Source organism: Qipengyuania sp. SS22, from assembly GCF_025736935.1.
GTDB lineage: Bacteria > Pseudomonadota > Alphaproteobacteria > Sphingomonadales > Sphingomonadaceae > Qipengyuania.
Genome location: NZ_CP107048.1, coordinates 2590238 through 2612257, shown reverse-complemented (window position 1 = coordinate 2612257; position 22020 = coordinate 2590238). Strand labels below are relative to the sequence as shown.

The following is a 22020-nucleotide window of genomic DNA, read 5'->3' as shown; positions in this document are numbered from 1 at the left end:
CGCTGCCGTCGGGCAGGCGCCTTACACTGCCCAAGGCCCCGTAATCGCAAGCGTCCGGGTCGGCGAATAGGCGTTGACGAAGAACCATTTGCCATCGGGCGAGAAGCACCCGCCGGCCAGTTCGGTCTGCATCCGCAGGCGGCCGAATGTATAGGCCCGGCCATCGGGCGTGATGCCGCGCAAATGGTTGTCGACGACATCGGTATATTGGTCTTCGCAGACGATCAGATGGCCGTTGGGACCGACGGTGAGGTTGTCGCCGTAATTGAACTGGTCCTCGCTTTCGCTCTCGAAGAACAGCTCGATCGTGTCATGGCCCCCGCCCCGCCCCGGGACGAGCTTGAATATCTGGCCGAGCTTGCGCTGCCCGCCATTGGTCGAGCAGATGAACAGTTCATCGGTGCCCATGTGGATACCTTCGCCCCGGGCGATGAGGGTGGCGCCTTGCGCTGCCGACCGCTGGCGCAAATCATCTTCGGGCGCTTCGACGTGGTCGCAGTCGACCCAGCGCACGGGATAGCTCGCACCGACGGGCATATCGGGCGCCGACCAATTGCGCGTATCCGCAAGGCCATCGACGACCATGGCCTGCAGCCGCCCGCCTTCACCCAGACGCCCCGGCGAGTTCGGAATGAACCGGTAGAGCACGCTGTCGCCGCGATCCTCGGTCAGATAGACGGCACCCGTCGAAGGATCGACGCAGGCGGCTTCGTGGTTGAACCGGCCCATCGCCTTCAGCGGCACCGCGTCGACCAGCCCCGTCGCAGCTGCAGGGACTTCGAACACCCAGCCATGGTCGAGCGCGAGCCCGTCGCCATAGCGCTGTCCGGGGCCGGTCGGCGCTTCCTCGCAGGTCAGCCAGCTGCCCCACGGGGTAATCCCCCCCGAACAATTGCGGATCGTGCCCGCCAGAGTGCGGAATTCGCGCTTCACTTCGAGCGTGCGCGCATCGAGCACCACATTGGTCGTTCCACCGGGGACGATTGATCCGTTATGTGTGCCATAGCCATGGGCGAGCGTGCCGCCCGCATCGTCGCCCGGGACCAGTTCATGGTTGCGGATGAGGACGATTTCATCCCCGCCCAGAGGCAGGCAGCCCATGCCATCCGCCTTGTCGGGTACGGCCCCGCCATCGGCCATGGCATCGCCCAGGCTCGATAGCAGCCAGTAGGTAAACCCGCGGGGCAGATCGAGCATTCCCGCCGGATCGGACACCAGCGGCCCGTAATCCGAGAAAGAAGCCCGCGTCGCCATGGCTGAGCCGGTCCGGCCCATGCACCCGTTCAGCAGCAACCCGCTGAAGGCCGCCCCGGTCGCGCTCATGAATCCTCGACGATCGATCTGCACTTCGCTTCTCCTCGCAAGCCTCCCGGACAACACCTCGCTGTCCCGGCGCAAAGCCTCTGCCGGCCCACACATATGCTGGATTAGCGACAGTTCGGTGGCAAGCGTCTTGAGACCGGCATATCGCCGGCCCCAAGCCGCCCGCCCCTCCCCGAGGTCAAATAATCAGAACTCGCCCGCCACTCCGACCCGCGCGGCGGTATTCTTGCCGCCGCTGTAGGACACGCCCATCGTGACTGCGAGCGGCGTCTCGGAATTGACCCGCGCCGCCAGCGATGCGCCCAGACCCAGCTCTCCGCGATAGACCGAAGCGTTAGCCGCATAGCTGACCCGGCCCACTTCCGACGGCATGGGCGCCGGCGTCAGCGCCACTGCGGCAGCGATCCCGCGATTGGTCTCGCGACGCTCGACGGCTGCCAGATCGAACAGTGTGTCGACACTGCCCTGGAGCATATCCATCTGCCCGGCCATGTTCTGAAGGGACCCCACGTCGAAGGTGCTTACGCCCAGATTGCCCGCAGCATCCGCGGTAACCAGGGCCACCGGCCCGGACTGGCGCGCGGCGCTTTCGGCCGAATTCAACCCGGCGAACGTATAGGTGCTGTCGCTGCCGCCCAGAGCGACCTGTCCGTCCAGCGCCGCAATCGCGCCATTGCCGATCGCTATTGCACCGGCGCCATTGGCGGAGGCGCCGTTGCCCAGCGCGATAGCGCCATTCCCCACCGCGCTGTTCAGATTGCCGATGGCAACCGCGCCGGTGCCGGTCGCGGTGTTGTCCGCGCCCAGCGCCACTGCACCGGTGCCGGTTGCCAAATTGGGATCGCCGATCGCGACGGCGCCGTTGCCCGAAGCGATATTGCCCGCCCCGATCGAGACCGCCTGCCCGTTTATCGCTTGCGCGTTCGCCCCCATCGCCACCGACTGTTCGCCGCTGGCAAGGCTGCCCGTACCGATCGCGAGTGCATCGGTGCCGGTGGCCGATGCCCCCGGCCCGCTGCTGTTGCTGTCGAAGAACGCCAATTCATCACTGTTCGCCTCGGCCCGTGCCAGGGCAGTGTTGGCGTCGGTTTGCGCCTGCTGCGCCTCGGTGCGTGCTAGGTTGGCGCTCGCCTGCGCATCCACCGCATTTTCGAAAGCGGCATCGGCCCGGGCCTGGGCCGCTATCGCGCCGGACCCAGCTTGATCGGCCGCCTGCTGGGCCGCGCGCGCTTCGGCACGCGCCGTGTCGGCAGTGCTCTGCGCGGTGGCTGCGGTGTCGAACGCGGCATCCGCGCGGCTTTGAGCATTTGCCGCTTCGGTGCGAGCGGTGTTCGCCGTGCTCTGCGCCGTCGCGGCATTGTCCAACGCCGTGTTGGCAGTTCCCTGCGCGGCAGCGGCATTGGTGAGCGCCGTATCGGCGGTTGTCTGCGCCGTCGCCGCAGTAGCTTGAGCCGTCGCTGCATTCGCTAGGGCCGTATCCCCGGTCGCCTGAGCCGACGCGGCAGCGGTCACCGCACCGTCGGCGGTCGTCTGCGCAGCTTCCGCCGCAGCCTGAGCCGTCGCCGCATTCGCGAGGGCTGTATCCCCGGTGGCCTGAGCCGAGGCGGCAGCAGTCACCGCAGTGTCGGCGGTCGTCTGCGCCGCTTCGGCCGCGGCCTGAGCCGTCGCGGCATCGGCAAGCGCGGTATTCCCGGTGGCCTGGGCAGTGGCAGCGTTGGCTACTGCGGTATTCGCAGTCGTCTGCGCGGTGGCGGCCGATGTCGCCACGTTGTCGAGCTGGCCCTTGTTGACTGCATCGGTCGCTTGCGTTCCGGCGGCAAGGTTGACGATCTGCCGCTCGCTGCCGGTGCTTCCGAGAGAGACCGTATTGGCGCGGTCGGCGATCGAGCCCGTGCCCAGCGCAACCGCATTGGCCGCGCTGGCCTGCGCGTTCCCGCCCAACGCTATGGCACTGGCGAAATCGGCGAGCGCATCATTCCCGATCGCGATGCTATTGGTCGCCGATGCCATCGCGCCGATAAAGCCGCTGTCGCTACCATCGCTGCCGATGGCGATCGACCGCGTACCGCTCGCCACTGCATAGGTGCCGGCGGCGGTACTATTGCTGCCGCTAGCCTCGCTGAAACCGCCGATCGCTGTCGTGAAGGTAGCGGTGGCTTTGCTGGAAGCACCGAATGCGCTGGCATCGAAGCCGGTCGCCTGGCTGGCCGTACCCATGGCGACGGTCTGGGTCCCGGTTGCCGCACTGCTCGCCCCGGTGGCGGTGCTGTTGCTACCAGAAGCTGTGCTGCTGGTGCCGGTAGCGGTGCTGCTCTGGCCGCTGGCCGTGCTGTTCGCGCCGGTCGCGGTGGCGCTCGTTTGGGTGGCGGAGCTGCTGGCACCGATGGCAGTGCTGTCGAAGAAGGTCGCTACGCTGGAAAAACCCGCGGCAGTGCTGTTCTCGGCACTCGCGGTGCTATCGGTCCCGACGGCCGTAGACTTGTTGCCGGTCGCGCTGCTCAAGGCCCCCACGGCAAGGCTGTTGAACGCCGTGGCCTGACTGCCATAGCCGTTGGCCATGCTTTGCAGCCCGCTGGCCGTGCTGTTCGCCCCTGTGGCCGTGCTCCTGACGGCGGATGCGGTACTTTCTGCGCCGAGGGCGGTGCTGTCGGTTCCGCTGGCGGCGCTGGAATAGCCGTTTGCGGTGGCATTCTCGCCGCTCGCTGCGCTGGATGCACCGGTGGTAGTGGCGTTTGCGCCGCTCGCCTCGCTGAAAGCGCCGGCTGCGGTACTGTCCATGCCGGTGGCGTCACTGTCGTATCCGTTTGCGGTCGCGTTAACGGCTGTGGCGGTGCTGTATGCGCCTGTCGTCGTGCTGTTGAAACCGCTGGCTTCGCTGCTGGCGCCGGTCGCCGTGCTTTGCACACCGCTTGCGAGACTGCTCGCCCCGGTGGCCGTGCTGCTCGTGGCGCTCGCCGCACTGCTCCCGCCGGTGGCGGTGCTGTCTGTGCCCGAAGCCGCGCTACTTTTTCCGGTGGCCGTGCTTAGATTGCCTGTTGCCGCGCTGTTCGCCCCGGTCGCTGTGCTATTCTGGTTGCTTGCATTGCTAAACGCACCCGTGGCTGTGGAACTTACCCCCCCGGCGGAGGTGAAGGCGCCCGTGGCGGTACCATTCATTCCGCTGGCCGTGCTGAACCGTCCGGTTGCCGTGCTTTGCGTGGCACTGGCGACACTTCCAGCCCCGGTCGCTGTGCTGCTGACGCCGGTCGCCGTGCTGGATGCACCCGTCGCCGTGCTGTCAGCGCCCGTCGCCGTCGCGTCGACACCGCAGGCAAGGTTAGTGTCGAGATCGCCGGAATCCGCGCCACCGTCATCGTCGGTGGCTGCATCGATGGCGCCATCGTCGTCCCGGTCGAGGAAGCAATCCTCGGCCATGGCCGGACTGGATACCGCGATCGCGCCGATGCCGGTCGCGACGAGCAAGCTGCGCCGGAAATCTCTCGTAGAAATAGACATGATTATCCCCCTCCCAGGTAGTCAAATTGGATCCGCCGCGGCCCGCGGCCGCTGCTGGATGTGATCAATCGCTTGGAAACACGCCTTGTCGCCGCGCCGGTGGGCAGGCGGTGACGTGGCCGGGTGAGGCTATCTGTCGCAGATGCTCGCAGCCCGGCGCATGCGAGGCCCAGCAAAGACCCGCACACGAGGTGACGCGCAGCTCCCGATCGCTGCGCGCGTTTTATGCTCCCTCGTTTACTTGATCTTCCCGAATCCCTGAAACCTTTGAATACGAGCCCAAGCGGCTAGTTAGCTCGGCGAAGGCAGACAATTTCGGACGAATTCAGGCAAGGGGGATTCCGGCGAATGGCAAGCATGGCATCTGAATGGAGTGAAAACCTGATCGAGCTCGAAGGGGGACCTCGACGTTTCGGCAGCGAGGTGGACATCTGGCAGCTGGCCCAATTGCCCGAATATCTCGATCCGCCGTGTTGGGCGGTCATCGCCTCGCGGTTCCTGCTGTCGCTCCCGTTCGAGGAGGCGATTCCGCAGGTCCTTGAATATATCGGGGTGGCGGCCAGGGTCGATCGCGCGTGGGTGATGCGTTTCAACGACGATGTCACGCTGCTGCGCAATTCGAACGAATGGTGCCAAGAGGGCGTGTCGTCGCATGTCGCGAATCTGCAGAACGTCCCGGTTAGCATGATGGGAGAAATGTTGGCCCCCCTGCGGGAGGGGCGCAGTGTCGCCATCAACGATGTGGCCACGCTGCCCCGCAGCCTGCGCAGCCTGCAGGTCGAATTCAGGCATCAGCAGATCCAGAGCACGCTGACGGTCCCGGTCCATAATGATGACGGCCGGTTGATCGCGTGTATCGGGCTCGATGCCGCGCGCAGCCCGCGCCGCTGGACCATCGACGAAGTCCACGCGCTGATCCAGATCGCTGCGTTGATGGGGGTGGCGAACACCGAAGGCGCCCCCAAACGCAAACCGGCGGACGAGGAATTCTCGGTCCCGATCTATCTCCAGTCGGGCAGGTCGGCCCGCGGCGTGCCATTGGCGTCTATCGCGTCGGTTCGCGCCGATCGCGACGGGTCGCTGGTCGGCCTGCGCGACGGCACCCAACTGACCGACGACCGCCCGCTGCGCTGGTGGCAGTCGGTCCTGCCCGACCAAGATTTCCTGCGGGTCCATCGTTCGACCCTCGTCAATATCCGGCTGGTCGAACTCCTGCGCCGCCGCCCGGGCGGGCAGGATCTTGAGTTACTCGTCAAGGGCTGCCCCGTACCGGCCCCGGTCTCCCGCACCTCGACCGCCGAACTACGCCGCCGCTTGGGGGCCTAACCGGGGGGCGGAAGCAGGAAATCGATAAGACCCGCGGCTAACCGGAAATCCAGCAAACGGGCCGCGCTCAAAACGAATATTTGGTCGAGACCTGGACCTTCTGGAGATTGCCCGACTGGCCGTCTTCGGTGGTCCGCTCGGCATACATGTACTCGATCCCGATATCGATCGGGCGGACGGGCGAATAGATGAGGTTCGCCAGGACGTTCCAGCTTTCGTCGGTGACTGCGCCCGATGTCAGCAGGACCGGGTTGTCGGCCTTGAAATAGGACCCCGCGATACTCGAACGCAGCTGGTCCGACCATTGGTGGCGGAAGGCGCCGAAGCCCGAATAGGTAAAGATCGGGTCGAGGTCGCCATCAGCGTCTACTGCGGCATCGTTGACGATGTTGAGCCCGATGTAGCGCCCCAGCCCGTCGCCGGCCGTCCCCATGAATCGGAAATCGTCGCGCTCGCCCAGCCGGACCCTGCCCGAGACGCTCAGGCCATAGCCGAACGCGCTGTCCGAACCCGTCCCGAAGTCATCGTCTGCGATACGCAGGTTCCTGAGGATGCCCGCTGCGGTGAGAGAGCCCCAGTCGCCGGTGAGATTATATCGCACCACCATGTCGGGAATGGTGTCGTCGCCGGGCAGCACGCGCGCGCCATTGCTCGCGGTCACGGTGGTTTCCGGCTGCTCCGTCGCCAGCATGAAGCCGCCGGCGGTATATCGGATCATCGGCTGGCGGACGAATACCGTGCCCGGCGTGGTCCCGATGAAGTCGAGGCTTTCGGGCAGAGCGCCGACATTCTGGAAGGTCGACCATGCCTGACCGAACAGCCAATTGTCATAGGTGACGAAGGCTTGCCGCAAGCGCGGCTGGTAGCTGTTGGAAATGCGCTCATCGCCATCGGGTGTGACCATGAAGTCGAGTTCGATCTGCGAGCCGAGCGTATGCTCGCCCCCGACATCGGTCGCGGTCTTGAACACAAGGCGGCTCTGGCGCGCGTTGAAATCGGTGTCCCAACCCGATGCATCCCCGCCCACGGGGATGGCGCCGGGGATGAGAAAATCGCGCACTATACTGCTTGAGCCCACCTGCCCGGCACTGGTGCGCTGGGTAATCGCATCGAGCTTCACATAACCGGCGTAGGAGACGAGCGTGCTGCCAACCCGGAAACCCTTGCCTTCGTCCTTCTTCGGCTCGTCGATCTGCGCGGCAAGTTGTTCCTGGCGTTCATGGAGAATACGGGTCTCGGCCAGCGCCTGCTGCGTCTGGGCGACCGTTTCGGCTTGCCGGGCATCCAGTTCGCCGTCCTTGGCGTCAAGCCGTTCGACCAATTGCGTGACCAGCCTTTCGAGCCGGTCCAACCGAGCCTCGACATCGTCGTCCTGTGCTGCCGCCGGGGCCGCCGCAAGGCAGGTTCCGGCAAGAAGTCCTGCCCGCATGAATTTTCCGAATGCGCTGCCACCCATGTTAGCCTCCCTCAGATATTATCCGGGGGATGATGCACTTCGGGTGGGACAGATAAATCGGCAGATGGTCGTAAGACCTTGGTCTGACAGCGCGTATGGTGCCGGGGCTGCTATCTGGGTCGATAAAGAAGGGAGACATTTCATGCGCGATGTTGTCCGCCGTCTTGGCAACGCCGAAGCAAGCCGGTGCACGCTCGAACAGTTCGACAGCCTGTACGAGCGGTCGATCGAAGACAGCGACGGCTTCTGGCTCGAACAGGCAAAGCGGCTGGACTGGTTCGATAACCCGTCCAAGGCAGGGGAATGGTCTTACGATCCAGTAGAGATCGCCTGGTACGCCGATGGCAAGTTGAACCTGTGCCACAATGCGGTGGACCGCCATCTCGATCGATACGGCGACGACACTGCAATCATCTTCGAACCCGACGATCCGCAAGCCGGCAGCCGCACGTTGACGTATCGCCAGCTCCACGTCGAAGTCGTTGCCATGGCCAACGCACTCAAGGCGATCGGAGTAACACGGGGCGACCGCGTTACCATCTACATGCCGATGATCGTCGAAGGGGTCCTTGCCCTGCTGGCCTGCGCACGCATCGGCGCGGTCCACTCGGTGGTCTTCGGCGGTTTCTCACCCGAAGCACTGGCCGGACGCATCGAAGGGTGCGGCAGCCGCTTCGTGGTCACTGCCGACGAAGGGCTGCGCGGCGGCAAGCGCGTCCCCTTGAAGACGAATGTCGACGCAGCGATCGCCGAGCCCGATCACGAAACGCCGATCGACGGCATGTTAGTGGTTCGCCATACGGGCGCGGACATTCCGATGACCGCAGGCCGCGATCACTGGTATCACGAGGTTGCGAGCGGTGCCGATTGCCCGTGCGAGCCGATGAACGCGGAAGACCCGCTGTTCATCCTCTACACCTCGGGTTCGACCGGCAAGCCCAAGGGCGTCGTGCATACGACCGGAGGCTATGGTGTCTGGACCGCGACGACCTTCTCCTACGCTTTCGACTATCGGAAAGGCGAGGTCTTCTGGTGCACCGCCGACATCGGCTGGATCACCGGCCACAGCTACATTGCCTACGGCCCACTGTTGAACGGCGCCACGCAGGTGATTTTCGAAGGCGTGCCCAGCTATCCGGACCACGGCCGCTTCTGGGAGGTGGTCGACAAGCACAAGGTCAACATTCTCTACACTGCGCCCACTGCAATCCGCGCGCTGATGCGCGAGGGCGATGGTTTCGTCACAGCGCACGACCGGTCATCCTTGCGCCTGCTCGGCACGGTGGGCGAGCCGATCAACCCGGAAGCCTGGCAATGGTACTTCGACGTGGTCGGCGAAAAGCGCTGCCCCATCGTCGACACCTGGTGGCAGACCGAGACGGGCGGCGTAATGATCACCACCCTACCATCTACCCACGACATGAAGCCGGGCAGCGCGGGCAAGCCATTCTTCGGCATTCGACCACAATTGGTCGATAACGAAGGTGGAGTGCTCGACGGCGTCGCCGAGGGGAATTTGTGCATCACGCACAGCTGGCCCGGTCAGGCGCGTACGGTTTATGGCGATCACGAACGCTTCGAGCAGACCTATTTCAGCACCTACCGCGGCAAATATTTCACTGGAGACGGCTGCCGCCGCGACGCAGACGGCTATTACTGGATCACCGGCCGCGTCGACGACGTCATCAATGTCTCGGGTCACCGCATGGGCACGGCCGAAGTCGAAAGCGCGCTGGTCAGCCATGCCAAGGTCGCCGAGGCCGCGGTGGTCGGATGCCCGCACGACATCAAGGGACAGGGCATCTATTGCTACGTCACGCTCAACGCGAAGGAGAAGGGATCGGACGCGCTCCACACCGACCTGCGCAGCCATGTCCGCAAGGAGATCGGCCCGATCGCTTCGCCCGACCACATCCAGTTCACCGACGGCCTGCCCAAGACGCGTTCGGGCAAGATCATGCGCCGCATCCTGCGCAAGATTGCCGAGAACGATTACGGCTCGCTCGGCGACACATCGACGCTTGCCGATCCAAGCCTGGTTGATCGCCTGATCGAAGGGAGGCAGAACCGCTGATCGAGATGGCAAGTCGCATCATCATCGCCGACGATCACCCCTTGTTCCGCACGGCGTTAAGCCACGCGGTAGCCAAGGTCTGGCCCGGGGCCGAGATCGTCGAAACGTCGAGCGCGACCGAAGCACGGCGCGAGCTGGACCGGGGCGCCGAAGTCCTGCTGTTGGACCTCCACATGGAGGATTCGAACGGACTGAGCGCCCTGATGGACTTCCGGCAGGATTTTCCCGCGCTTCCGGTTGCCATCATCTCCGCGAGCGAGGAGCCCCGCGTGTATGATGCGGCGAGCCAGCTGGGCGCGGCGGCGTTCATTCCCAAGTCGGCGAGCCTGGAACTCATGCGCGAAGCGCTGTCGTGCGTGCGCGAGGGAGACGACTGGTTTCCCGAAAGCGACGGCGCAACCGACGACGACCTCGCCCGCATTGCCAACCTCACGCCCGCCCAGCGCCGGATTCTCGGCCAGTTGAGCCAGGGGCTGCTCAACAAGCAGATCGCCTATGAGCTCGACATCAGCGAGGCGACCGTAAAGGCGCACATCACCGCCATTTTCCGCAAGCTGGGCGTGGTGAACCGTACGCAGGCGGTCCTGCTGGCGGGCAAGCTGGAGGTGGCTCAGGACTTAGCGACCCCGACCTCGGCCTGATTTTCGGGCCTGCTGCGCGCCACGCAATCCGAAAAGAGTGCTCGCAGCGCGGCTGGCGAGGACGGTTTCAGCAGCCGGTTCGCCCCCATGCGCGCCGCGGCTGCCTCGGTTTCCTCGCTCGCTTCGGCAGTCAGCAGGATCGCTGGCGGGCGGGTGCCCCATGCAGCGCACAGGACCTCGTAAACACCGTCGCCACGCGCGCCGTCATCGAGACGGAAGTCCATGATAACCACATCCGGCGCGGTCGGCGCGACTGCGAGCGCTTCCGCCTCGCCCGAAGCGCAGGTCACCTCGAGCTCCCATCGGTCGAGTAGCGCGGCGGTCGCGTTGAGAGCGCCCGGATCGTTGTCGACCACGAGGATGCGCGCATTCGCAATTGTCGACGCCTTGCGCCCCCGGCGCTCGGGTTCTGCGCGGGCGCTCCAGCGCAGGACCGGCAGCCGGACCGAGAAGCTGCTTCCGCGCCCGAGAACAGAGCGGGTGACAATGTCGATCGAAAGTAGCGCGGTGATGCGCCGTACGATGGCCAGGCCCAGGCCAAGGCCCTCGCGGTCGGGCGTTCGCCCGCGCTGGAACTCGCCGAAGAGCCGTTCGACATCCTCCTCGGCAATGCCCCGTCCGGTGTCGAAGACGCAAAGCTCGATGTCGGCGCCCACCCGTCGCACGCCGAGCAACACGCCCCCGCTTTCGGTGTAGCGGATCGCATTGCTCATCAGGTTTCGCACTACGCTTGCGAGCAGCGCGCGGTCGGTTTGGATCCACGCGCTTGTCGAGACGCGGCGAAAGGTGAGCCCCTTGTTCTCCGCCTGCACCGAGAACTCACGCATAATTTCGTCGAAGATATCGTCGAGCGCGACGGGTTCGTGCTTCGGCTCGATCCCTCCCCCGTCGAGCTTGGAGATGTCGAGCAGCGTGCGGATCAGCCGGTCCGCCGAGGTGATCGACCCGTCGAGATCCTTGACCAGCGCCTCGAGCGGTTCGCGGCCCCGAACTTCCTCGCCCAGCGCCGAGGCGAAGAGCCGCGCGGCGTTGAGCGGCTGGATGAGATCGTGGCTGGCCGCGGCGAGGAAGCGGGTCTTCGAACGGGTCGCCGCCTCCAGCTTGGTATTCGCCTCGCTCAGCTGCCGGGTCCGTTCGGCGACCTTGTGTTCAAGCGCCTGCTCGGCGCGGCGGTCGGCAGTGACATCGCTATAACTGGTGACATAGCCGCCGCCGGGTGCGGGATTGCCGATGATGCGCATGACCCGCCCATCATGCTGTTCGCGCTCGAGGCGATGCGTGCGCCCGGCGCGCATATGTTCGAGCCTGCGAGCGACCTGTAGCTCGATTTCCCGCTCGGGCACGCCGCCCTGTTCGAGATTGTAGCGGATGAGGTCGGCGATAGGCGTGCCCACGCTCGCCATTTCGTCGGGCAGCGAGAACATATCCTGGTAGCGGCTGTTCCAGGCGACGAGGTTCATGTCCAGATCGACAAGCGCGACGCCCTGGTCGATGTTCTCGATCGCAAGCTGCAGCAGGTCGCCGCTGAAGGAGAGGCGGCGGTTGGTTTCGTCGAACATGGCGACGACCTGCTCGAGCGGTACCGGATCCCCTTGCGACCAGCTCGACATCAGCATGCGCGCCGAAGGGGTGCCGACCACGCCGGCAATGGTCCGCTCGGCCATCGCGAGGATTTGGGGATCGGCCGGATCGCTGTCGCGATACCCCGCGCCGAGCGTCTCGCTCGCCCGCTTCTCCCCGACAAACTGGGCGAGCAGCAGGCGGACGTCGGCGATGCGCTTGGCGGTAGTGAAGGCCGGGCGCGCTCCCGGTGCCGCCGTGCCGACGAAGGCCGCCGCCTGCGCGGCATCGACCAGCGTTTCGCGCCCCAGTGCCGAACCTGCCCAGAAGGCCGCTGTATTGGCGCCAAGGCTCATCAGAACGCCCGAGACCAGTGGATCCGGGTGGATGAGGAATATCGGCATCTGTCCCGTAGCGGGCGGGAGAATGAGCAGCACCAACCAGCAGGCAAAGCCAGCCAGCAAGCCGCAGACCATGCCCACCTTGTTGCCGTTCCGCGTGATCATGCCGAGCACGAGCCCCGGCGCGAATTGCGCCATGGCGGCAAAGGCCAGTGTCCCGAGACCGGCAAGGTTCGCCGTGTTGCCGAAGCCGAGATAGACGAGGTAGGCGAAAAACAGCAGCGCGGCGATGACGAGCCGGCGGATCATCAGCAGGCGGGTCGCGAGCCGGGTCCGGTCGCCCCGGCCCTTGAGTTCGCGCCGGAACACCAGCGGCGAGACGAGGTCGTTGGTGATCATCGTCGAGAGAGCCACGCTGGCGACCACGATCATGCCGGTTGAGGCGGCAAACCCGCCGATAAAGACGAATAGCGCGAGCACCGCATTGCCGCTTTTGAGCGGCAGCTCCATGACGATCAGGTCGGCGGGCGTCGAAGCGGGAAGCACGGCGATCCCCGCCAGCACGATCGGCACGATGACCAGCGAAGTGACCACAAGATAGGCGGGAAAGATCCACTGCATCCGCGGGCCGGCGCGGTCGGTCTGGGCCTCGACGAAGCTCATGTGGAACTGGCGCGGAAGGCACAATGCGGCGCAGGCCGCGATCAATGTGAGTACGGCAAACCGGGCATCGAACTGGCGGGCCGAAAACGGGGAAACCGAGGGTGCAATCACCTCCGGCCGGTCGGCGACGATTGTCAGCGCGAATGCCGCCACGGCCAATAGCGCGAGAATTTTGACCGCCGATTCCACCGCGATGGTGAGCACCAGGCCCGCATTGTCGCCCGCCCGGCCGACGCGGCGCGAGCCAAACAGGATGGCGAACAGCGCCATGCTGCCTGCGACCAGCAGGACCAGCTCGTTGGCCGAAACCCTGGCCTTGAGCTCGGGATCGAGCGCGAGCAGCGAGGCGCCCACCGATTGCAGCTGCAATGCCATGTAGGGAAGCGAACCGATCGTGGCGAAGATCGTCACCAGTGCCGCGACGATGGCGCTCTTACCATAACGGGCAGACAGGAAGTCGGCGATCGAGGTCGAGTGCTGCGCCTTGGCCTGCGCGAGAATGCGCCGCACCAATCCGAAGCCGAGGGTGAAGACCAGCACCGGGCCGAGATAGATCGGCAGGTAATGCCAGCCCGAACTTGCGGCCGAACCCACGCCGCCGAAAAAGGTCCAGCTGGTGCAATAGACCGCCAGGCTGAGACCATAGGTCCAGTCGCGCCTGCGCGCGGACACGATTTGTCCCGCGTCGGCCAGCCGGTCCTGCCGCGCGGCGATCCAGAACAGCAGCGCCAGGTAGAGCGTCGCCGCAATGATCGCTGCACCGAACAGCATGGCTGTCTCCCTCCGTGTACCAGACTATCGCAACTGGCGCTTCATGCAAGAAAGGGCGGCGCCCGGCAGCACCGCCCTTCCCTGCGACCGGCCCGATAGGCCCTAGTGTGCGTGGGCATCTCCGGCACCGCGCGGCACGCGGATCGAATCCACCAGCTTGCGGATCTCGACCGGCGGGCTTGCCGTCATCCTCGAGACTACGATGGCGATCACGAAGTTCAGCACCATGCCGACCACACCGATCCCTTCGGGCGAAACTCCTAACAGCCAGTTCTCCGCTACATTCGCCTCCGGATTGGCCAGCTTGAAGTAGAAGATATAGCCGAAGGTAAAGGCCAGGCCGGTCACCATGCCCGCAATCGCTCCTTCCTTGTTCATCCGTTTGGAAAAGATGCCCATGAAGATGGCGGGGAACAGGCTGGCTGCAGCAAGCCCGAAGGCGAATGCCACCACCTGTGCCACCCAGCCCGGAGGGTAGATGCCGAGATAGCCGGCAACCACGATCGCCGCGGTCGCCGCGATACGCGCCGCGCGCAATTCCCCTTTCTCCGTTATGTCGGGCTTGAAGGTCGACTTGAGCAGATCGTGGCTGATCGAGCTGGAGATCACCAGCAGCAGACCGGCTGCGGTCGACAGAGCCGCGGCGAGACCCCCGGCAGCGACCAGCGCGATGACCCAGCCCGGCAGATTGCCGATTTCCGGGTTGGCAAGAACCATGATGTCCCGGTCGACATAGACCTCGTTCGCGCTGTCGGCGTCGGGTGCGTTGGTGACCACGCGTTCTCCCGAAGGCCCGGTCCCTTCACCAAAGGCGGGTGCCCCTTCGAAGGCAGCCCCGCTGCGATATTGCATCACACCGTCGCCGTTCTTGTCCTTGAAGGCGATGAGATCGTTGCGCTCCCAGTTCTTGAACCAGCCGGGTGCCTCCGAATAGCTCGTCTCGTTCACCGTATCGATGAAGTTGAGGCGGGCGAAAGCACCCACGGCCGGCGCCGTGGTGTAGAGCAGTGCGATGAACACCAGCGCCCAACCGGCCGACTTGCGAGCATCGGACGCCTTGGGGACGGTAAAGAACCGCACAATCACATGCGGCAGACCCGCGGTCCCGACCATTAGCGCCAGCGTGATGCAGAACACATCCACCATGCTCTTCGACCCGTCGGTATATTCGCCGAAACCGAGATCGGTGAGCACCAGATTGAGTTTCTGGAGCACGTATAGCCCCGACCCGTCGTTGATCTCGCTACCGAGGCCGAATTGCGGAATCGGGTTGCCCGTGATCATGAAGCTGAGGAAGAAGGCCGGCACCATATATGCGAAGATCAGCACGCAATATTGCGCGACCTGCGTATAGGTGATGCCCTTCATCCCGCCGAGCACGGCGTAAACGAAGACGATCCCCATCCCGATGATCACGCCCATGGTGATGTCCACGTCGAGGAAGCGCGAGAACACGATTCCCACACCGCGCATCTGCCCCGCGATGTAGGTGAAGCTGATGAAGATCAGGCAGATCACCGCGACCACCCGCGCTGCGTTGGAATAATACCGCGTGCCAATAAAATCGGGCACGGTAAACTGTCCGAACTTGCGCAGGTACGGCGCCAATAGCAGCGCCAGCATGACGTATCCGCCGGTCCAGCCCATCAGGTAGACCGACCCGTCATAGCCGAGGAATGCGATGAGGCCAGCCATCGAGATGAAGCTTGCCGCGCTCATCCAGTCGGCGGCGGTCGCCATGCCGTTGACGACCGGGTTGACCCCGCCGCCGGCGACGTAGAATTCCTTCGTCGAACCTGCCCTGCTCCACAGGGCAATGCCGATGTAGAGGGCGAAGCTGGCGCCGACGAAGAGATAGATCAGAGTTTGCGTGTCCATCGTCCCCTCCTCAATCGTCGAGATCGTACTTGCGCTCGAGCTTCCTCATCTTGACGACGTAGTAGAAGATCAGAGCAATGAAGATGTAGATCGAGCCCTGCTGGGCGAACCAGAAGCCGAGCGGATATCCGCCGACCATGAACTGGTCGAGGAAGTCGCGGAACAGGATTCCGGCGCCGAATGAACAGGCGAACCAGATCGCCATCAGCGTGACCAGCAGGCGGATATTGTCGCGCCAGTAGGCGCCCTCCGCTTCGCTCGTCTGATGGGTTTCGTTCTCGTCGGACATGGCATCCCCTCCCTCTCATATGTGCAAAGCGCCCAGGAATTGGGAAGCTTTGCGAAGGGAGGCTATGCTGCGCGCAGACACACGGCGAGCGCGACATAAGTCTAATGGGGGCGGGTCTAGAGCGCTTCCAGACGGCCGAGGCGGGTGTCCCTCGGCATGCGGGATAACTGCGCGAGCAGCAGCTCGCCGGCCGCCAGCGCATCGGACAGCGCATCATGCTGGCTGTAGGCGGGCAGGCCGTACCGCGCGCGGGTTGCAGCGAGACGATATGCCCCGCTGCCGACGAGGTTGGGATTGAGCCTGCGCTCGAGCGCCAGCGTGCAGATCGACCGAACCGGGAGCGCAAGGCCGAAGCGCGCCCGGGTCACGCGGGCAATCACCTCGCGTTCGATCGACGCACTATGGGCAACCATGATGCGACCAGCGAGCGCCGCGACCAATTCGCCTACGACACCGTCGAGACTATCCCCGGCACGCGCCCGCTGCTCGCCGATCCCGTGGACCACGACCGCATCGTCATCGAGCCTGCGAGCGCTTTTGACGTCGAAGGATTGTGCAGTGCCCAGATCGATTTCGCGCACGTCGAACGCCAGCCAACCGGCCTGCAGCACATGCGCATTGCTCGACAGACCATCAAGCTCGAAATCGAGCGCGAGCAAGGATGCATCGCCGATGAGCGTGTCAGCTTCGGGCCAGTCGGCCTGCGCATAATGCGCGAGCCGCGCATCGCCCTTGGCCGCGCAGGCCTTGAGGCCGCGCGCAAAACGCCACGACCGTAGCGCCTCACGCAATGCCGCCCGCCAGATTGCGCTTGAGCGATTCCAGCCCGCCGCGAATGACGGAAAAGGCATCCTTGAGATAATCCCGCTCCAGCGGGGACAGCGATGAGGGGGCAATCACATTGTCGGGCGCCTTGCCCCGGCGAAGCTGTGCCGCCTGGTGGGTGATCCGCAGCTCGTTGACGAGCAGGAACGCGTCCTTGAGGCTCTCTGCATCGCCCTTGGCCATGCGTCCCGCTGCGGCCAGCGCAGCGAGCCGTTCGAGCGTGCCGACTGCCGATAGGCCTTCGGACAGGGCAAAAGTGCGCGCGATGGCGATCAGCGGCAGGATCGCCTGTGCCTTGGCATCGAAGCCCTTGGCGCCGTCGGCGGTCTTTTCCAGCACGAGGTTGCGGAAGATGCCGAGCGGGATGCGGCTGCGCTGCGCATCGCGCGCGAGGTAACTCAGGAACAGCCGGTTGCTCGCCACTCTCCCGAGGACATAGTCGCGCAAATCGCGCTCCACCTCGAGCCGCCCGTGGACCACGCGCATGTCGAAGAAGATCGTCGCGCGCAGGATCTTGTCCTCGTCGGGATTGTCGATCCAGTCGTCGTACCGCGATTGCCACTCGCCCAAGGTCAGCCGCTGGTCGGCATTGCGAGCCATGATCCCGCCATTGCAGTAAACGAAGCCCGCCTGATGCAGCGTATCGGATATGCGCGTGCCCAGCGCCTCGAAATAGGCTCTTCCGGCCGCGTCGACCCGGTCGTCGATTACCAGGCCATTGTCCTGGTCGGACCCGACCAATTGTTCGCCCCGCGCAAGCGAGCCGAACACCATCAGCGCATAGGGGACCGGAGGGGGACCAAGCTCAGCCTCCGCCAGCTCTGCCGCCCGGCGGTGCACTGCCTCGCCCAGCGCGGAGGTGAAACGCATGGTATGCTCGGCGTGAAACCCGCCCGCATCCATCCGTGTGAAACCTTCGGGAATACGCTCGGCTGCAGCAACCAGCGCCCCCGGCGTTGCCGCGCGTGCGACGAGCATTCCCGTATCGATCGCGCTGTCGCCGAGATGGGCCAGGATGTCGGTCGCGCTCAGAATGGCGAGCAGTTCACCGCCCGGGCCGAGCACGGGTATGTGGCGGAAACCCCCGGCCGCCATCATGGCCATCGCCTCCGAAATAGTCGCACTTTCGGGCAATGTGCATGGCGCCGAGGTCATCACGGCGCTGACAGGCGTATCGAAACTGCGCCCCGTGGCGACCACCCGGTTGCGCAAATCCTTATCGGTGAAGATCCCGACAAGCTTTTCGGTGGTGCAAATGGCCAGCGTGCTCACATCGTGATGGCTCATCAGCGTGGCGGCATCCGAAACAAGCGTATCCGGATTGCACGAGACCGGTCGGCGATGCGTGAGGAGTTCCCCGATACTGCGCTGCCCCAGCAGGCTGGAATGCCTGCTTTTCAGGTCGCGCACGGCATTGCGGATGCGCGCGCTCTCGTTCTCGGCAAAGAACTCACGAAAGGGGGTCGATTTCTGGCGCAGCTCGCGAAAAAGGTCCCCCGGCAAAAGATAGGCGAGCGTATCCTCCAGCGCGACGGTCGTATTGCGCACCTCGCCCTCGCGCAGAAGCGAGGGAAAGGCAAAGCAGCTTCCCGCATCGAGATGCGCCATCAGATCGTCTCCAGCAAGCCGCAGTTCGACCGATCCCGAACGGACGACATAGAGATGTTCATTGTGTCCGCCGCTGGCCAGGATTTCCTCGCCCGACCGGTAATAGCGAACCGTCACCCGGCGTACGGCAGAGACCAGCGTGTCGCGGTCGAGTGCGTCGAACGGGGCCGTGTGCTCGAGAAAAGACCGGATATCGCTCAGCTCGCTGACCATCGGGCCAGGATAGCACGACTGGCGCCATTTGGCCGTATCGACTTTAGTACGATCGGATGGGGCCTAAGAGATAATCGGGCGGCACGGCCACCCAGACCTCGACCTCTATTCCGTCAAGACTCGACGGGGTGACGATGCGGCGCACGTCGCTCAGCGTCTCCACGCTACGCAGCGACCGATTGAGGTCGGTCAAAGAAAGTATTCCAAGAGTTCCCGCTCAGAGCAGGATCGCACCCCTGTGCGCGAGCGTTTCCCGCGCCTTTTGTTGGCCCGATTCCACACATTCGCCGACCGCCTTGCCTCTCAGCCAGCCATCGAGGAAGCCGCCGTTGAAGGCATCGCCTGCCCCGCTCGAATCGACCACATCGGTTGGCACTGCGGCAATGATCTCGGGCTCTCCCGCCTCCGAGGTCGATAGCACGCAGCCCTTCTCTGCCGCCTTCACCGCGACCAGATCGCACCCGCCGGCCGCCCAGCGGCTTGCGATGGCGCCTTCCCCTTCGTCCGAGCCCCATAGGTCACGCTCATCCGTGTTGGTCGGCAGGCCGATGGTGCAATTGTGCACGGCGCGCTGCGATATGGCGGCGGCGGTTGCATGGTCCGGCCACAGATTGGGCCGGAAATTGCTGTCATAGGCGACCGCCTGCCGCGCTCGTTTGCGTTGGCCCCCCAGCGTAATCAGCGCATCGCGCCCCGCATCGTCGACAATCGCGAGCGAGATCAGGCTGAAATAGACGAGCCGGGCCGAAGCCGCCGCCTCAAGCGCCTCTGCCATTCCCGGAAGCGCGAACATTTCCCGCGCGGCGCTGCGGTCGCGCCAGTAGAGGAAGCTGCGTTCGCCATGCTCGTCCAAATGGATCGCATAGATGCCGGGATTGCGATCGGGGTGGCGCAGGACATGGCGCGTATCGATACCCTCGGCCGCCCATGCCGCGACCAGCGCATCGCTGATCGGATCGGTCCCGACTGCGGTGACATAAGCGACCTCATGCCCCGCACGCGCGAGATGGATCGCCGTGTTGAGTGTATCACCGCCATAGCGAAGCCCTGCTCCGCCATGGCTGTGATACTCCAGCATTGCCTCGCCGAAGATGAAAGTGGTCATCGTGGATCCCGACTTGCGCGGCGCTCAGGAGAAGCCGAGGCCGCCGTTGATATCGACATTCGCACCATTGATGAACGACGCCTCGTCCGACGCGAGATAGGCGACCGCATCCGCGGCTTCTTCCGCCCGGCCCTGACGGCGCAGCGGGGTCGAATTGGCGACGTTTTCGCGCGCGGCATCGGGGGTGAACTTGTCGTGGAAGGCCGTCGCAATCATTCCCGGGCACAGGGCATTCACACGGATTCCCCTGGGACCCAGTTCCTTCGCCATCGCGCGAGTGAAGGTCATCACCGCGCCCTTCGAGGTCGCATAGGCCGCGGCACCACCGCCGCCGCCATCGCGGCCTGCGAGCGAGGCGAGATTGACGATCGCGCCGCCTTCACCCATGTGCTCGGCCGCAGCCTTGGTCGCGAGGAAGGTCGAGGTCAAATTGAGCTGCATGACGTGGTTGAAAAACTCCTCGTCCATCTCGGCAAGCGGCTTGCGCGCGACCAGCCCGCCGGCATTGTTGACGAGAATGTCGATCCCTTCGCCGAACGCATCGGTCGCAGCCGCCACCAGCTTGGCGACGTCATCGGGCTTGGTCACGTCGGCACGGACCTTGATCGCCTTGCCGCCGCCAGCGGCCTCGATCGCTGCCAGCGTGGCATCGGCATCGCCTTCATTGCTGAAGTAATTGACGACGACATTGGCGCCTTCACTGGCCAGTTTGACCGAGATGGCCCGGCCGATATCGCGGCTGCCACCGGTGACAATTGCGGTTTTGCCTTGGAATTTCATGTGATTTGTCCCCGTCTTTGGGTTGGCCGCGCTAGGCGGATCTGGGTTTGAGAGGTTTGATTTCCGGGCACAGTACGAGCACGGAAAGCACGGTCATGATCGCGAGCCCCGCGCCGACGACGAAGGCCGGCGCATAGCTGTCCACGGTGATGATCGGGATCAGGAAGTTGAGGCCGACGACGGCGAGCTTGGCAGCGGTGCCGGCATAACCCGCCAGCGTCCCCACCGAAGCGCCACTGTAGAAATCGCTCGGCAGCGTCTGGATATTGCCCACCGCGGTCTGGAAACCGAACAGGATGACCGCCATCAACAGCACGGCGATCAACGGCGTGGCCGCCTGCGTCGTGGCCAGCAGCGCGACCAGCATGATCAACCCGCCAAGGCCGATCACCGATTTGCGCGTGCGATTGACCGTCCAGCCCGCCTTGATACGGTTCTGCGCCAGCAGTCCGCCGAACCAGGCACCGAACATGGCGCCGACATAGGGGACCGCAGCATAAGTGGCGATTTCTTCGACCCCGAAGCCGTATGTTTCGTAGAGATAGAGCGGCAGCCAGCCGACAAACAGCCACCAGATCGGATCGAGGAAGAAGGACGCCATGATCACGCCCCAGCTTTCCTTGCGCGAGAGGATCTCGCCCGAGCCCGGGGCATAATCGGCAACCTCGCCGACATCCTTGTTGCGCTGGCCGGTGAGGATGAACTGACGCTCTTCCTCGCTGATCCAGGGGTGCGCTTCGGGTCCGCTCTTGTAGACGATCAGCCAGGGCAACAGCCACAGCAGGCCCAACACGCCGATGGCGATGAAAGTCGCCTGCCACGAGCCGAGGAAGACGAACAGCAGCCCGACGATCGGGGCGGAAACGATCCCGCCGATTGCCGCGCCCGAATTGAAGATGCCTTGCGCGAGGGCCCGCTCGTTGATCGGAAACCATTCGGCATTGGCCTTGGTCGCCCCGGGCCAATTGCCCGCCTCGGCGACGCCCAGCAGCCCGCGGAATACGGCGAAGCTGGTCAGCCCGCTGGCGACCGCATGGAGCATCGTTGCGAGCGACCATGCCGCGATGGCCAGTACAAAGCCCAGCCGCACGCCGATCCAGTCGAATATCTTGCCGAAGATCGTCTGCCCGAAGGCATAGGCGAAGGTGAAGACGTTGATGATGATCGCATATTCGACCTTGGTCAGCCCGAGTTCTTCGGAAATCTCGGGCCACAGCACCGCCAGCGCGCCGCGGTCGATGTAATTGATGATGGTCGCCAGCGCGACCAATGCGACGATCCAGTAGCGGAGCTTGCCCTTCATCACGGTCAGTCTCCCCGTCCTAGGAAGTCTTCGCGCGCGGGGCTGAAGGTGTCGATCAGGACACCCGCTTCGAGGCATACCGCGCCATGGTCGAGATGCGGCGCAACATAGAAGCCGTCACCCGCGCCGAGCACGCGTTTCTCGCCGTCGATCACGACTTCGAAGCGACCGCTTTCGACATAGGTCGACTGGCTATGCGGATGCGCATGGACTTCGCCCACAGCGTCCTTTTCAAACCATACGCGGACCACCATCAGATCGGGGCCGTAGCCAAGAATCTGGCGGGCGATCCCGCCGCCAAGGTCTTCTTTCGCGACCCTGTTGGCCGCAACGAAGGCCTCGCTGTGTTCGCGCACTTTCGTGGCCATG

General features: G+C 64.5%; 15 protein-coding genes and 1 pseudogene. 3 read left to right on the top strand and 13 right to left on the bottom strand.

All coding sequences use genetic code 11. The annotated features are described in order from the left end of the window. Positions 1-21: 21 nt before the first annotated feature. The 3 genes and pseudogenes from N6L26_RS13020 to N6L26_RS13300 all read right to left on the bottom strand — a co-directional run. The gene (locus N6L26_RS13020) at positions 22-1347 is read right to left on the bottom strand and encodes an alkaline phosphatase PhoX (protein WP_263605978.1); all 1326 of its coding nucleotides are present in this window, start codon (positions 1345-1347) and stop codon (positions 22-24) included. Positions 1348-1509: 162 nt separating this feature from the next. Continuing rightward, a complete protein-coding gene (locus N6L26_RS13015; protein ID WP_263605977.1) occupies positions 1510-3540 on the bottom strand; it encodes a hypothetical protein in 2031 nt (676 codons plus the stop codon). A 63-nt stretch (positions 3541-3603) separates the two neighbouring features. After that, positions 3604-4737 (bottom strand): annotated as a pseudogene (locus N6L26_RS13300) (hypothetical protein); the annotation flags it as partial. A 429-nt stretch (positions 4738-5166) separates the two neighbouring features. Here N6L26_RS13300 and N6L26_RS13000 point away from each other — a divergent pair. Further along, a complete protein-coding gene (locus N6L26_RS13000; RefSeq protein WP_263605974.1) occupies positions 5167-6144 on the top strand; it encodes a GAF domain-containing protein in 978 nt (325 codons plus the stop codon). Positions 6145-6211: 67 nt separating this feature from the next. On the opposite strand, the gene N6L26_RS12995 is transcribed toward N6L26_RS13000, so the two are convergent. Beyond that, positions 6212-7573: a DcaP family trimeric outer membrane transporter gene (locus N6L26_RS12995; protein WP_263605973.1), complete on the bottom strand. Its 1362-nt coding sequence runs from the start codon at positions 7571-7573 to the stop codon at positions 6212-6214. A gap of 169 nt (positions 7574-7742) precedes the next feature. On the opposite strand from N6L26_RS12995, the gene acs reads away from it, so the two are divergent. Together acs and N6L26_RS12985 are read left to right on the top strand one after the other, a co-directional pair. Then, positions 7743-9674, top strand: a complete 1932-nt coding sequence (gene acs / locus N6L26_RS12990; protein WP_263605972.1) for an acetate--CoA ligase — start codon at positions 7743-7745, stop codon at positions 9672-9674. A gap of 5 nt (positions 9675-9679) precedes the next feature. Beyond that, entirely contained in the window at positions 9680-10315 is a 636-nt protein-coding gene (locus tag N6L26_RS12985; protein WP_263605971.1) for a LuxR C-terminal-related transcriptional regulator, read from the top strand. On the opposite strand, the gene N6L26_RS12980 is transcribed toward N6L26_RS12985, so the two are convergent. From N6L26_RS12980 to N6L26_RS12940, 9 genes are all read right to left on the bottom strand, one after another. Continuing rightward, positions 10285-13650, bottom strand: coding sequence for a PAS-domain containing protein (locus tag N6L26_RS12980; RefSeq protein WP_263605970.1), 3366 nt, complete (start codon positions 13648-13650; stop codon positions 10285-10287). The two genes, N6L26_RS12985 and N6L26_RS12980, sit on opposite strands and share 31 nt — an antisense overlap. A 102-nt stretch (positions 13651-13752) precedes the next feature. Further along, on the bottom strand, positions 13753-15528 hold the full coding sequence (locus tag N6L26_RS12975; RefSeq protein WP_263605969.1) for a sodium:solute symporter family protein: 1776 nt from the start codon (positions 15526-15528) through the stop codon (positions 13753-13755). Positions 15529-15538: 10 nt separating this feature from the next. Continuing rightward, entirely contained in the window at positions 15539-15817 is a 279-nt protein-coding gene (locus tag N6L26_RS12970) for a DUF4212 domain-containing protein (protein ID WP_263605968.1), read from the bottom strand. A gap of 116 nt (positions 15818-15933) precedes the next feature. After that, complete coding sequence (locus tag N6L26_RS12965; protein ID WP_263605967.1) at positions 15934-16608, bottom strand: exonuclease domain-containing protein; 675 nt, start codon at positions 16606-16608, stop codon at positions 15934-15936. Next, positions 16601-18463, bottom strand: coding sequence for a DUF294 nucleotidyltransferase-like domain-containing protein (locus N6L26_RS12960; protein WP_263605966.1), 1863 nt, complete (start codon positions 18461-18463; stop codon positions 16601-16603). Before N6L26_RS12960 ends, N6L26_RS12965 begins: the two co-directional genes overlap by 8 nt. 217 nt (positions 18464-18680) lie before the next feature. Beyond that, the gene (locus N6L26_RS12955) at positions 18681-19568 is read right to left on the bottom strand and encodes a sugar kinase (protein WP_263605965.1); all 888 of its coding nucleotides are present in this window, start codon (positions 19566-19568) and stop codon (positions 18681-18683) included. 24 nt (positions 19569-19592) lie between these two features. Next, complete coding sequence (locus N6L26_RS12950) at positions 19593-20348, bottom strand: SDR family NAD(P)-dependent oxidoreductase (protein ID WP_263605964.1); 756 nt, start codon at positions 20346-20348, stop codon at positions 19593-19595. 31 nt (positions 20349-20379) lie between these two features. Then, a complete protein-coding gene (locus N6L26_RS12945; protein ID WP_263605963.1) occupies positions 20380-21651 on the bottom strand; it encodes an MFS transporter in 1272 nt (423 codons plus the stop codon). Between the two features lie 5 nt (positions 21652-21656). Beyond that, complete coding sequence (locus N6L26_RS12940) at positions 21657-22019, bottom strand: cupin domain-containing protein (RefSeq protein WP_263605962.1); 363 nt, start codon at positions 22017-22019, stop codon at positions 21657-21659. Between the last annotated feature and the right edge of the window lies 1 nt (position 22020).

What these genes read in the sequence shown, in the direction of transcription:
- N6L26_RS13015 (WP_263605977.1), bottom strand. Translation starts at nt 3,540, where the DNA reads ATGGGTACGGCCAGCCAGGCGACCGGCTTCGATGCCAGCGCATTCGGT.
- N6L26_RS13000 (WP_263605974.1), top strand. Translation starts at nt 5,167, where the DNA reads ATGGCAAGCATGGCATCTGAATGGAGTGAAAACCTGATCGAGCTCGAA.
- N6L26_RS12995 (WP_263605973.1), bottom strand. Translation starts at nt 7,573, where the DNA reads ATGCGGGCAGGACTTCTTGCCGGAACCTGCCTTGCGGCGGCCCCGGCG.
- acs (WP_263605972.1), top strand. Translation starts at nt 7,743, where the DNA reads ATGCGCGATGTTGTCCGCCGTCTTGGCAACGCCGAAGCAAGCCGGTGC.
- N6L26_RS12985 (WP_263605971.1), top strand. Translation starts at nt 9,680, where the DNA reads ATGGCAAGTCGCATCATCATCGCCGACGATCACCCCTTGTTCCGCACG.
- N6L26_RS12980 (WP_263605970.1), bottom strand. Translation starts at nt 13,650, where the DNA reads ATGCTGTTCGGTGCAGCGATCATTGCGGCGACGCTCTACCTGGCGCTG.
- N6L26_RS12975 (WP_263605969.1), bottom strand. Translation starts at nt 15,528, where the DNA reads ATGGACACGCAAACTCTGATCTATCTCTTCGTCGGCGCCAGCTTCGCC.
- N6L26_RS12970 (WP_263605968.1), bottom strand. Translation starts at nt 15,817, where the DNA reads ATGTCCGACGAGAACGAAACCCATCAGACGAGCGAAGCGGAGGGCGCC.
- N6L26_RS12960 (WP_263605966.1), bottom strand. Translation starts at nt 18,463, where the DNA reads ATGGTCAGCGAGCTGAGCGATATCCGGTCTTTTCTCGAGCACACGGCC.
- N6L26_RS12955 (WP_263605965.1), bottom strand. Translation starts at nt 19,568, where the DNA reads ATGACCACTTTCATCTTCGGCGAGGCAATGCTGGAGTATCACAGCCAT.
- N6L26_RS12950 (WP_263605964.1), bottom strand. Translation starts at nt 20,348, where the DNA reads ATGAAATTCCAAGGCAAAACCGCAATTGTCACCGGTGGCAGCCGCGAT.
- N6L26_RS12945 (WP_263605963.1), bottom strand. Translation starts at nt 21,651, where the DNA reads ATGAAGGGCAAGCTCCGCTACTGGATCGTCGCATTGGTCGCGCTGGCG.
- N6L26_RS12940 (WP_263605962.1), bottom strand. Translation starts at nt 22,019, where the DNA reads ATGGCCACGAAAGTGCGCGAACACAGCGAGGCCTTCGTTGCGGCCAAC.